The sequence below is a fragment of the Photobacterium aquae genome (assembly GCF_001029445.1).
GTDB lineage: Bacteria > Pseudomonadota > Gammaproteobacteria > Enterobacterales > Vibrionaceae > Photobacterium > Photobacterium aquae.
On the sequence record NZ_LDOT01000002.1, the window covers coordinates 253840 to 266357 of the forward strand.

Sequence of the window (12518 nt, forward strand, 5' to 3'; positions counted from 1 at the left end):
TGCTAAGGTCTTGGATTAAAGAAGGAATAAGGGTGAATAATTTTGCCATTGTCTGTCTCGACGACGATCCACTCGTTGTAGAATGCCTGAACAATGAACTGGCTCCTTTCGCCGAGCTATTCGACATCTACAGCGCCTTCAGTACCGATGACGCACAACGCGTTTTGGCCGATATCAGCACTCAACATCAGCGAGTGGCAATGGTGATATGCGACCATGAACTCGGCACCGATAGCGGGGTCGAATTTCTGATCAGCCTTGACCAGTATCCCGTTACCCAACAAGCCCGCACGGTACTAATCAACGACAAACCCCAGCTCGACAACATTGTTCAGGCTGTCAACGAAGGCCGACTGCATTACTGTTTGACCAAACCTTGGAATCCCCACGAACTCCAGCAGGTACTCATCAAAGAGCTGACCAACTTCATTCTCAAGTACCCCGATGAAGACTGGCTCAGATACAGCCAACTACTTGACCACCGAAGAATTCTCAACGCCCATATCGAAAACCAGATGTCACGTTTTCGCTCGGGGTTTATCCGCGATACCAGCACCCTTGACGACGCCACCCTCGCCAAACAGGTTTCCGATGCGTTGCACGAGTTTTTCGCCCTCAATGATGAAAGCCAGGCCTGCCGAACCTACAGCAAGCAACATGTCTTGACCCAAGAAGGGGAAGCCAATCACTTTCTGTGGTTTATCACCGAAGGTGAAGTGGCGCTCTACAAGAATGATGAGCACCAATGCCAACACGAGGTCGTCAAGGTTGGCCCGGGGCATCTCGTTGGCGGCATGTCCTTTGTCACCGGCGAGCGCTCGTTCTCAACCGGGATCACTCTGTGCAAAACCTCAGTGATCAAGCTGGACCGTACCCTGTTCAACCGGGTGATGAACTCCAAAACCGATCTCCTGCCCTTGTTCACCAACCTGCTGCTGCGCAACTTCAACCGTCGGCTGCAGGGCAGTATCCAAACCGAACTCCGGCTGCAGCAAACCCTGACGTCACTCGACAACGCCTACCATCAGCTGATCGAAAAAGAAAAAATGGCCATGCTCGGCCAACTGGTGGCAGGGGTCGCCCATGAACTCAACAACCCCGTTTCGGCTATTCTGCGCGGCAGCGATACATTGAAGCAGACCATCAGCAAGCTCACCAATACCCCGCTTAGCCATGAAAACCAAATCCGGGGCAACCATATCCTCGAACAGGCGATGGAGTCGCGACCGCTTTCAACCTCTGAAGCCCGCCAGCGTGCCCGCCAGTTGGAATCGATCCTGGGTGATCGCCAGCAGGCCCGCAAAGTCGTTCAAATGGGTATCGACTCGGCAGATTACCTCGAAAACTGGTTGCTCCCCCAGAAAAAGCAACTCGGGCCACTGCTCAACGAGTGGGACAACTACTATCAGATGGGTAACTTCCTACGATCAATTAATGTCTGCGCCCAGCGCATTGCCGATCTGGTCAAGAGCCTGAAAAGCTACGCCCGACAAGATGATGAAACTCTGCATTGCGTCGATATCCATGAAGGGCTGGAAGACACACTGGTCATTTTCGAGAACAAGCTCAAGCGACACCGGCTGATCAAAGATTATGCGCCGCTCCCCGAGCTATGCTGCCAGCCCATCGCCCTACAGCAGGTATGGACCAATCTGATTTCAAACGCCCTTGATGCTATCGATCAGGAACCCGGTGAAATAAGAGTGACGACACGCCTCGTCTCAACCAGCAATAACACACCGGCCATCGAGGTCGAAGTGAAAGACAACGGCAAGGGGATCCAGCCCGACCAGCAGAAGAAAATATTCGAACTCAATTTCACTACTAAACGCGAAGGTAATTTTGGTTTGGGTATCGGCCTGTCGGTTTGCCAGCAGATCATCCACCAGCATCACGGCAACATCCGGGTGGACTCAGAGCCCAACCGCTACACCAAAATGATCGTCACATTACCTTTGGACAACGCCATATAAGGAGGCGCCGATGAACAAATATCTGATCCTATGCGTGGACGATGAGCGGGAGGTCCTCGACAGTGTCATCAACGATCTCAGCAGCCTCGAGGAATATTTTATTATTGAAGCAGCCGAGTCGGTCGACGAAGCCAAAGAGGTACTGGCGGAATCTATCGGTGATCATATCCCTCTCGCCTTGATCCTGTGTGACCACATCATGCCGGGCGAAACGGGCATCGAATTTCTGATCGAGCTAAAACAGCAAGACGAAACTACCCATGCCCGCAAGGTTTTGCTTACCGGCCAAGCCGGACTTGAAGAAACGGTCAAAGCCGTCAACAATGCCAGCCTTGATTACTATATCGCCAAACCGTGGAATGGCGATGAGCTCAAACAGATTGTCATCGAACAACTCACAAGCTACATCATCGACAATGAGCAAGATTTAATGCCGTGGATCCAAGTTCTCGATACCACTCGAATCATGGAAGCATTAAGCGACAGGCGGCTTTCGTTGTCAGATATCTAACCACTCGGCTGGTCTGCTTTTACAAAACCGACCAGCCCAATTTGTCACACAATTAACTTTCCGCTTGCCCGTTAAAATGTTATCTTGATCACAAATTAAAATGATTCAACGATACTATCGTGCGGCAGCCCGTCCAGGGGCATATGGAAAATTGCCTCTTTATATCGGTGTCGCCGATGGCAAACCGGAAAGGTGACCGATGAAAGTTGCAGTCTTCAGTACCAAAAAGTACGACCAAAAATCCTTCGAGCTGATCAACCAGCACTATGGCCACCAGCTTGATTTCTTCGACTTCCGCTTGACCGAACAAACAGCAAAAATGGCCCACGGCTACGATGCGGTTTGTGCCTTCGTCAATGATGATCTCAGCCGTTCAGTCTTGGAAAAGCTCGCCGCCAGTAATGTACGTCTGGTTGCCATGCGTTGTGCTGGTTTTGACAAGGTGGATCTTGATGCCGCACAGGATCTAGGTATCCAAGTCGTCCGTGTACCCGCCTACTCACCGGAAGCCATTGCGGAACATACCCTTGGCTTGATGCTAAGCCTAAACCGACGAATCCACCGAGCATACCAGCGTACCCGTGATGCCAACTTCTCCCTTGAAGGGCTGACGGGCTTCAACTTCCACGGACGTACCGTCGGCGTTATCGGCACCGGGAAAATCGGGATCGCAACCATCCGGATCCTCAAAGGTTTGGGCATGAATATCCTCGCCTTCGACCCGTTCGAAAATCCACTGGCCATCGAACTGGGTGTTACCTATACCTCCTTGGAAGAGATCTACCGCCAGGCTGATGTCATCACCCTGCACTGCCCAATGACACAGGAAAACTTCCACATGCTTAACGCCAATGCCTTCGCGCAAATGCGTGATGGGGTGATGATCATCAATACCAGCCGTGGCGAGCTGCTCAACTCCAAAGATGCGATTGAAGCCCTAAAAGTGGGCAAAATTGGTTCGTTGGGGATCGACGTTTACGAAAATGAAAAAGACCTGTTCTTCGAAGACAAATCAAACGACGTCATCACCGATGATGTCTTCCGCCGCTTGTCTTCCTGTCATAACGTACTGTTTACCGGCCATCAAGCATTCCTGACCGAAGAGGCATTGGGTAATATTGCCGATACAACGTTAAACAATATTGCACAGTTCGAAGCAGGCAAAACCTCTGGTAACGAGCTGATCAAGTAATTCACATACAGGCCGTACCATCAGTGGCTACCTTTCAATCTTTCAACAGTAAGGCAGGTACTCAACCTGCCTTATTCCCCCCTCATATCCCGCACGCTTTTGAGGTCACCTCTGCAAAGACACAGCTTGAGATAATGCAGAAATATGCCCCTTTGGCCTTACCGGTTTTTGTCTTTATTTGTCATGATATGTTTCCCCGTATAACCAATAATCACATTTAAAAACTTGCTTATCATTGCTGTGAAAGGGATTAAAAAAGAATGCACTAATAACTTTTTTACACACAAAAAAGCACTAGTGACCGCAAATTTCTATGCTAATAGGCTATTGTCCAGTAAAATACGCCCATTATTTTAAGACCTTCATGGATTCTATGATGCGTAAAATTCTTCTTGCGACTAGCTTAATGCTAGCGTCAATTTCTGCAGCCCACGCTGACACATCATCAACAATGAGCAACTTCAGCTACGATTATGCTGAGGCTCGTATTGGTATCAGCCCACTGACTTATGGTGCGGGCTTTAGCAAATCAATCCACCCTAACGCACACATCATCGGTAGCATTGATACAGAGTTCGACAGTGACTGGGACGCGGCACTAGGTGTGGGTTTCCATGCACCTATCAATAACTGGGCAGATATCACCGGTGAGCTGAAAGCACGCAATGCCAAAGACAGCGGCCGCTTTGATACCTCAGCAGGCAGACTCGGTATGGAAGTTAACCTAGGCGTTCGCCAATGGTTGGGTCCACAGCTAGAAGTCGGCGGCCAGATCGGCCACCTGAACATTGATGACTACGAAAAAACTATCGGTAACGTCTACGCACGTTTCCACGCCACCGAGCTATTCTCAATTGGCGTAACAGGCCGATTCAACGAAATCTACGGCGATCAAATGTTGGTAACAACACGCTTCAAGTTCTAATTGACGCGCACCGAAATCCAAATACTCAACGCCCCGCGATATTCGCGGGGCGTTTTTGTATGGGAAACCAAAATCAGCTCACTTTTTTCATCTCTTCCAGCCAATCGATAAATGCCTTAATCCGTGGTGACGTCGCCATCTCCTTGCGGCAAACCAAATAGTACGTCAACGGCGATGGCACCGATAAGGTAAACGGTGCGACTAAACGACCGCTCTCGAGCTGCTCGGCGATAAAAGAAGCACGCCCCATCGCCACCCCAATCCCCCGCTCTGCCGCCTGCAGCGACAAATCTGCACGGTCAAAGGTACAACCGGTCCCATCAGGCAGCAAAACCCCATTTTGCTGTGCCCAGTACTGCCATTCGTCATTGCGGCCGGCCTTGGCCCAAGGGGCGGCATCATGAAGCAGCATACAAGCGGTTAAATTTGCCGGATTGCCATACAAATGATGACGCTTCGCATAATCATGGCTGCAGACCGGCATCATGCTCTCGTCCATCAGCTTGACCACATGCAAACCACTGTGCTTACCGTTACCAAAGTAGATTGCGCAGTCAAACGACTCAGTCTGGAAATCCACCAGCTCGTTGCGGGTACGTAAATGAATACGCAAAGATGGGTATTTATCAATAAAACGCTTCAGGCGCGGCAACAACCAGCGCTGGGCGAATGTCGGCGGTACTGAGATATTGAGATCGCCGCAAAGTTCTTGGGTACGCAACTCGCGCAGCTCATTGGCCAAATCGCCAAAATTCTGGGCAACGACCTCTTTGAGGCGCTTCCCGTCATCCGTCAGGCTCAAGCGTCTTGGCTGACGAATAAAAAGCGTAACCCCCAAAGCTTCTTCGAGGTTTTTGATTTTATGACTGACCGCACTTTGTGTCAGGCATAAAATTTCGGCAGCACGGGTAAAACTCATTTGATCCGCTGCAATAAGAAAACAGTGGAGTCCTGAAAGGATTGAGCCGGTTAGTCGAGGTAATTGCATGGCAAGTTCAGAAAGTGGGTCTGTAAGTTATGAGAGGGATCATACAACAAAAACACCACCAAGAGGATCGGAGCTAGGGCCTATTACGCTGATCTCCACCAAACGTTTTAGACCCTAATACTCTGCAAAAAATATGTGCTACCTCTTATTCAAGAGCACGTAATAACTTTTGCTTATCGTCGTCTTTAAGCAAAGACCAATGACAACCGTCAATCGCCCCTGCAAACATCCAAAGTAATTTTACATCCAAATCTTTACCTTGGCTTTGGCGAACCTTGCGGTACACCTCTGCAGCCCCCAATGAAAGGAAACTGCTTACATCAGGAATGCCGGCCTTTTTAACCATGCGCTCCAATGTTAGGCGCATATTTGGCAAGTCCCTGATCCTTTTACTTTTATCTGATAATTTATCAGCTTTTTCCAAGACTGATACATTAATTGATTGATTAATTAGATCTGATGAGAGGGCCTTATCACTGACGTACAAGGTGGTAATGTCGTAGTAGTTAACGACAGCCGTTGTACTGCGTTTGATATGCCTGAATTTCTCGCAGCCTAACTCAACCAGTTGATGATCCAACTCATCGCCACCGCGAAGGTAAATAGCCTTATCGGTGATAATCGCATACATGGCACCGTTCAGGAAAATACCTGTTCCGCCAAACATCGAGCGTTTGTCAAACTCACCAAATTTTTGAAGAAAATTAAATAACTCTTCCTTGAATAAATGCACAATATTTCTCCTGTTAAACGTTATTGGTTGATTTTCCAGTAACGCCAAACACCAAGCGTCAACAAATTGACAATGACACACCCCGGAAATAATTGCTACATATGAAACAATGAACATGCCAAAGTGAGATTTCAGACATATTATGGATTGCGAATTAAGCGTTTTGTGACAAAAGCGACCTTAATGTGAGCAATAGATTCTGGAGCAAAATCACCTAAACTGATCTTAGAAATCCACGATATTTGCGAAAATATGCCTAAAGAGAATGCAAGTGACAGAGTTTCCCTCTTTCCTTCTGCCAGTCATTTATTGCCAGAGGGGAAGACCGAAATAAATATTGTCGAAGAACGGCACATCAGAATGATGAAGATGTCGCTGGCTCAAATACGTCCTTTTGCTTTATGCATGCTCAGCGAAGAGGCCATTAATAACGAAATCGCCAAAATTCCGGCTATTGCGACTCTCTGCACCATTACCGATTTCGACCAAAATGATAATGGCGGCCTGAAACTCCAGATCATAGGCACTCAAAAAGTTCGTCTTACCCAAATCCATGTCGAATATGACGACTTACTCAGTGCTGAGTACACGGAATATCCCAACTGGCCAACCAGCCCCGTCGAAGAAGAAGACTGTGAGTTAGCGGATAAACTCCAGCTGTTTTTTGAAACCATGCCAGAAATCGGTGCTTTGTACCCAGATCCCCACTATAAAAACCTCAGCTGGATCTGCCAACGATGGATAGAAGTCTTACCGCTAGAGGTTCATTACAAACAATTGCTGATTACCCAAGATAGTCCAAAACTCACATGCCGATTCCTTCATAGACTTTTTTTCGAAGAATAAGTAACCAATTCTGAATAAATCTAACAAAATTTACTGTTTATAGAACTACCTTTACGCTTCATGACTAGTTAAACTAGCCCCGTCATCTTACTGTAAGAGTATGTATCTATTACTCATGTCTCATGTTTCATTTTTTTGGCTCAAACCTGAGCACGATAAGCTTGTTAAAGGGCTAGAATCCGAATTTTGCACCTTGGTTAAGTCTGCGATAACTAAAAATCGCCTGACCTTACCCCCGGTGCCAAAAGTTCTCAATCAATTGCATAAATTATGCAACCGAGACGATACGACGATTCATAAAGTCGCCGCGCTCCTATTGGAAGATCCGGGGATGGCTGCCTATATCCTGAAAATTTCCAATACGATGCTGTTTAATCGCCGTAATGTCATTTGCCACGATATCCATACCGCCGTAGGCCGGCTTGGTATTGTTCGAGTCAGGGATATTGTCACCGCCAAGGCTATCGAAGACCTCAAAACACGGCATAACTTTAGCCAGCATTGCAATCAGCTACTAATGCAAAGTGCAGTCCGCTCTCGTCAGCTCGCGGCAACAATGGGGCTTATTGCGGCCGGTCTGGCCAAACATGATGAATTTCCCAAGGCCATCGAACCGGAAAAGGCATTACTGGCAGGCTTGTTTGCCGATATCGGCCTATTTAGCCTTGTCCACGAATACCAGCTCTATCTCGATAGCGGTAATTTCCTCGATATTGAAATTGCAAAGTACGTTTTCGAGCACTGCTGCCAACAGGCGAGCCTGCTGGTTCTGCAGCACTGGGGATTTGACGATGACTATCTAGAGGTCGCGTCCAATATGCCGGTACCGTTCCGCTCTGCGCTATGCGAGCACCTGTATCTTGACACCGCACGAATGGCTCACCATCTGCTGATGTACAAAAACAACGATGAGGCCATCGAAGAGCACCATGTCGAAATGGATCTGGCAGCCGCGGAGGTTATGTACGATCTTACTAACCTTCCCGATGACGTGTTCAATCAGCACCTCAAGGCAGTATTTAAAACAGGAGAACTCTGATCATACCGTATCGACCAACAGAAGATTGACACACCGATAGAATCTGCGATAAACACTATAGACTCTAGACCCCTCAAGATGCTCGTCACAACGAGCCATCGAGAATGCAAGACCACCGTGCCGGAGTCACTCTGTGCACGGGCACGCCCTATATACGCACCACATATACAATAGGTAGTCTCACCCTAGGTAAGACAGCAAGGTAACAGGACATATACCGCGGTAACGCTGTTTAAGGATGATTATGTTTTCAGGCATGCTCTATATTTTCCTCCCGCTGGTGATCGGCTATCTGATCCCGATAAATAAACCCTCGGTACTGAATTTTATCAATACCCAAACCAGCCGCTTAGTACTGGTTATCTTGGCCTTAATGGGATTGAGTCTGGCGGGGCTTGATAATATTGGCCAGAATCTCAATCAGATTGTAATTTACACCTTGGTCTTCTTCTCGCTGATCAGTGGCTGTAATTTGCTGGCTCTGCCACTTTTAGACAAGCTACTACCAACAGAAACCGCTCAACAAAACCAAAAGCTCCCCTTCCTCACCATGATGATGGAATCAGTCAAACTCATTTTCGTCGTTGCTGGCGGCCTTGTTGTCGGTCTGATTGCGGGCATCGATCTTGGATGGGTCGACAAGGCCAGCGAAGCCATTTTGCTACTCCTGCTGTTCATGATCGGGATACAGCTGCGAAACAGCGGGATGACCCTAAAGCAAATCCTGCTCAACAAGAAAGGGATGCTCATTGCTTTGACAATTGTTGCGACATCGCTACCTGGCGGCCTCATTGCCGCTTGGCTGCTTGACCTGCCTTACCAACACGGTCTAGCGATGGCTTCCGGCTTTGGCTGGTACTCGTTGGCCGGTATTCTGATTGGTGACAGTCTCGGTCCTGTGATGGGCGGGGTGGCTTTCCTCAACGAATTAATGCGCGAGCTCATTGCATTGAGCCTGATCCCGATGATCATTGCACGCTACCCCAGCACCGCTATCGGCTATGCCGGAGCCACTGCTATGGACTTCACCCTACCGATCATCCAAAGCTGTGGCGGTATCCGCTGTGTGCCTATCGCCATTGTCAGTGGGTTTATCCTTAGCTTGCTAGTACCGGTGCTTATCTTGTTTTTCCTTTCGCTGTAACGCCAGCAGGTGGGCGATACCAGTGCCTGATATGCTCGTATCAGCGAGCATATCAGGCTACTAAGCATCACTAACCATACTTACTACAGTGATACCGAACAGCCTTTTCCTTCCGATTCCTCCCCCCAATTGAACGCACTGAGCTCGCTCTGCATACGCCATCTTCCAATAGCACCTATCTATCAAGAACACCTATCTATCAAGACCGCCTCTCTAACAAGGCTATTACTCTATCGAGACAAAGAGTTGGAATCCCCGACACGCCCAGCATCGAACACTGCACTTCGGATAAGCGTTGGGAGTCGCTCAAAATACGTCATAGGATTCCCGACACAGCCTTTAATCAGTCTCTGGTGCTCTATACAAGGAACTTACACTCTTTGCCATATTCACCTCAGCGTGCACTGTAACTTGGCTGACCGATCATTTCTCCGTATCGCCCTAACGCAAAAAGGGGGAGCCGAAGCTCCCCCTTTGATAACACAGTTCAGTAATTCGTATTAGTTGTTACGAATCCACTCATCCATGTCAGATTTCAGGTTGTCAGACTTAGTACCGAAGATAGCCTGTACACCGCTACCTGCGACAACAACACCTGCTGCACCTAGTTGCTTCAGACCAGACTGGTCAACTTTCTCAACGTCGGCTACTGATACACGTAGACGAGTGATACAAGCGTCAAGACCAGTGATGTTGTCTTTACCACCGAATGCCATTACTAGGTTTTTCGCTAGCTCAGAACCTTCAACGGCTGCGCCTGCGTTCTTATCTTCTTCTTCACGACCAGGAGTCTTCAGGTTCATCGCTTTGATAACTGCGCGGAATACCACGTAGTAAACAACAGCGTAAACAAGACCTAGGCCAACAAGCAGAAGCATGTTTTCAGCGCGTGGAGACTGTACGATAAAGTCAATGAAACCATTCGAGAATGTGTGACCGTGAACGATACCCAGTGCGTTAGTCAGCATGTATGCCACACCAGCCAGTACAGCGTGGATAGCGTACAGAACAGGCGCTACGAATAGGAATGCGAACTCGATTGGCTCAGTGATACCTGTTAGGAAAGACGTCAACGCAGCTGATGCCATGATACCCATTACTTTTGCACGGTTCTCAGGTTTTGCTGAGTGAGCAATCGCGATTGCAGCAGCAGGAAGACCGAACATCTTGAATAGGTAACCACCCGCAAGCTGACCGAAACCATTACCCGCTGCGCGAGAAGCGTCATCAGCAGTTAGGAAACAAGTCATGATACCGTTTACGTGCTCACCAGCATTGTTCACACAAGAACCAGCTTCGTAGAAGAACGGTACGTTCCAGATATGGTGAAGACCAAAAGGAATTAGAGAACGTTCAATAACACCGTAGATACCGAATGCAGCTACAGGGTTCTGGTGTGCAGCCCAGTCAGAGAATGCTGCAATTGCGCTACCGATTGGAGGCCATACAACAGACAGGATTAGACCTAGTGCGATAGATGCGAAACCCGTTACGATTGGCACAGCACGCTTACCAGCGAAGAAGCCTAGGTATTCTGGAAGCTGAATACGGTAGAACTTGTTAAATGCCCAACCCGCGATACCACCAGCAAGGATACCACCAAGAACGCCTGTCTCGATGCCATCAACGCCCATTACGGTTGCCATTACTTTTAGCGTAGCAACCATGATGCCGTAACCAACAACGGCTGCAAGACCCGCAACACCGTCATTCTTAGTAAAGCCAAGTGCTGTACCTACCGCAAATAGCAGAGCCATTTGACCGAAAACAGAGCCACCAGCTTGCTCCATTAGGTGAGAAACTACGTCAGGGAGGAAGCTAAAGTTAGCAGCACCAACCCCCAATAGAATACCGGCTACCGGCAAAACCGATACAGGCAACATCAGCGCCTTACCGACTTTTTGCAGGTTTGCAAAAAGGTTCTTGAACATAATCAGCTCCTGAGTGAGAGATATAATTAGATTTATATTGTCAGTATCAACGACCTACCCCCGTAGCCTGTTGCCGATACCAACCGTTTTAATACAGCATAAGTATAAGATGCGGGGCTAAATATAACTTGATGGCTATCAAAATTACCAATAGCGAGTGAAATAAAATTTCAAATTTCAATATAGATCACAATTGACTTTTGTATTAAACACCGCCAGAAACACACCTAAGCAATTGAATAAGATGGGTTTTAATCTAAGCAACTAGCCAGTGAATAACGTGTAATTATCTTACATTACTGTAAGCAACGTTACTTAACGTTACAAAATTAGAATTCAACTTTTTATTATGTTTTTTATTTTTACATTGCAGAAAAAGTTGATATGGATATTTAGATAGAGGGATAAATAATCAAGTTGATAAAAAAAAGGAGCTTTCGCTCCTTTTTTGTACTTATTTTTGTTTGGCCTGCGAAAAAAGCCTAAAGAAGTTCTCAGTGGTCGCTTGTTCAACCTCCTGCACCGAAACGCCTTTAAGCAAGGCAATATAATCAGCAACTTCACGCACATAAGCTGGCTGGTTCTGCTTGCCGCGGTAAGGCACTGGCGCCAAATACGGGGAGTCAGTCTCAATCAACAAACGCTCTAATGGCACCTTGCTAACCACATTTTTCAACTCACTCGCCTTGTTGAACGTAACGATACCTGAAATTGAAATGTAGAACCCCAGCTCCATTGCTGCCTGAGCCATTTCCAAGCTCTCGGTGAAGCAATGCAACACGCCACCACATTTCTCTGCGCCTTCTTCACGCAAAATTTGCAGGGTATCCTCGCGAGCCATTCGGGTATGGATGATCAGCGGTTTATTGAGCTCTACCGCCAAACGCACCTGCTGGCGGAAAATCTCTTTTTGCTGCTCGGCCAATTCGGGCTGGTAATGATAATCAAGCCCCGTCTCACCGATCGCCACAACGCGATCATGCTGGGCATACTGCTTCAGCAGCTCAAAATCAAAACCTTCCTCGATATCGAGCGGGTGAACGCCGCATGACGCAAATACGTTTTCATGCGGCTCAATCATCGCCATCATTGACGGAAAGCTCTTTAAGGTCACCCCTACAGACAAGAAATATTCGACACCACGGGCCTTCGCCTTAGCCAGTACATCATCGATCCCTGTATGCAGCTGTTCATAATCCAATTTATCCAGGTGACAATGTGAATCAACTAACACGT

The 12518-nt window shown here is 47.8% G+C and carries 11 protein-coding genes; 7 read left to right on the plus strand and 4 right to left on the minus strand.

Annotation, left to right across the window (positions count from 1 at the left end; genetic code table 11):
• Positions 1-32: 32 nt before the first annotated feature.
• From ABT56_RS01795 to ABT56_RS01810, 4 genes are all read left to right on the plus strand, one after another.
• Positions 33-1973 (plus strand): ATP-binding protein, encoded by a 1941-nt coding sequence (locus tag ABT56_RS01795; RefSeq protein ID WP_047877124.1) that lies wholly within the window; start codon positions 33-35, stop codon positions 1971-1973.
• A 10-nt stretch (positions 1974-1983) separates the two neighbouring features.
• The gene (locus ABT56_RS01800) at positions 1984-2484 is read left to right on the plus strand and encodes a response regulator (RefSeq protein ID WP_047877125.1); all 501 of its coding nucleotides are present in this window, start codon (positions 1984-1986) and stop codon (positions 2482-2484) included.
• A gap of 199 nt (positions 2485-2683) precedes the next feature.
• Positions 2684-3676, plus strand: a complete 993-nt coding sequence (locus tag ABT56_RS01805; RefSeq protein WP_047877126.1) for a 2-hydroxyacid dehydrogenase — start codon at positions 2684-2686, stop codon at positions 3674-3676.
• A gap of 376 nt (positions 3677-4052) precedes the next feature.
• The gene (locus tag ABT56_RS01810; protein WP_047877127.1) at positions 4053-4601 is read left to right on the plus strand and encodes a hypothetical protein; all 549 of its coding nucleotides are present in this window, start codon (positions 4053-4055) and stop codon (positions 4599-4601) included.
• Positions 4602-4674: 73 nt separating this feature from the next.
• Here ABT56_RS01810 and dsdC read toward each other — a convergent pair whose 3' ends face one another.
• Positions 4675-5589 (minus strand): DNA-binding transcriptional regulator DsdC, encoded by a 915-nt coding sequence (gene dsdC / locus ABT56_RS01815; RefSeq protein ID WP_047877128.1) that lies wholly within the window; start codon positions 5587-5589, stop codon positions 4675-4677.
• 145 nt (positions 5590-5734) lie between these two features.
• Positions 5735-6322 carry a TfoX/Sxy family DNA transformation protein gene (locus ABT56_RS01820; protein ID WP_047877129.1) on the minus strand — a complete coding sequence of 196 codons (588 nt, stop codon included), beginning with the start codon at positions 6320-6322 and terminating at the stop codon, positions 5735-5737.
• Positions 6323-6574: 252 nt separating this feature from the next.
• Here ABT56_RS01820 and ABT56_RS01825 point away from each other — a divergent pair, with 252 nt between their 5' ends.
• From ABT56_RS01825 to ABT56_RS01835, 3 genes are all read left to right on the plus strand, one after another.
• Positions 6575-7168 carry an LON peptidase substrate-binding domain-containing protein gene (locus ABT56_RS01825; RefSeq protein WP_047877130.1) on the plus strand — a complete coding sequence of 198 codons (594 nt, stop codon included), beginning with the start codon at positions 6575-6577 and terminating at the stop codon, positions 7166-7168.
• Positions 7169-7283: 115 nt separating this feature from the next.
• Positions 7284-8207 (plus strand): HDOD domain-containing protein, encoded by a 924-nt coding sequence (locus tag ABT56_RS01830; protein ID WP_047877131.1) that lies wholly within the window; start codon positions 7284-7286, stop codon positions 8205-8207.
• 244 nt (positions 8208-8451) lie between these two features.
• Positions 8452-9351 (plus strand): LysO family transporter, encoded by a 900-nt coding sequence (locus ABT56_RS01835; protein ID WP_047877132.1) that lies wholly within the window; start codon positions 8452-8454, stop codon positions 9349-9351.
• A gap of 500 nt (positions 9352-9851) precedes the next feature.
• Here the strand turns inward: ABT56_RS01835 and ptsG are convergent, their stop codons facing one another.
• Both ptsG and ABT56_RS01845 read right to left on the minus strand, forming a co-directional pair.
• The gene (gene ptsG / locus ABT56_RS01840) at positions 9852-11282 is read right to left on the minus strand and encodes a PTS glucose transporter subunit IIBC (protein ID WP_047877133.1); all 1431 of its coding nucleotides are present in this window, start codon (positions 11280-11282) and stop codon (positions 9852-9854) included.
• A 454-nt stretch (positions 11283-11736) separates the two neighbouring features.
• On the minus strand, positions 11737-12516 hold the full coding sequence (locus tag ABT56_RS01845; RefSeq protein WP_047877134.1) for a TatD family hydrolase: 780 nt from the start codon (positions 12514-12516) through the stop codon (positions 11737-11739).
• Positions 12517-12518 lie beyond the last annotated feature (2 nt).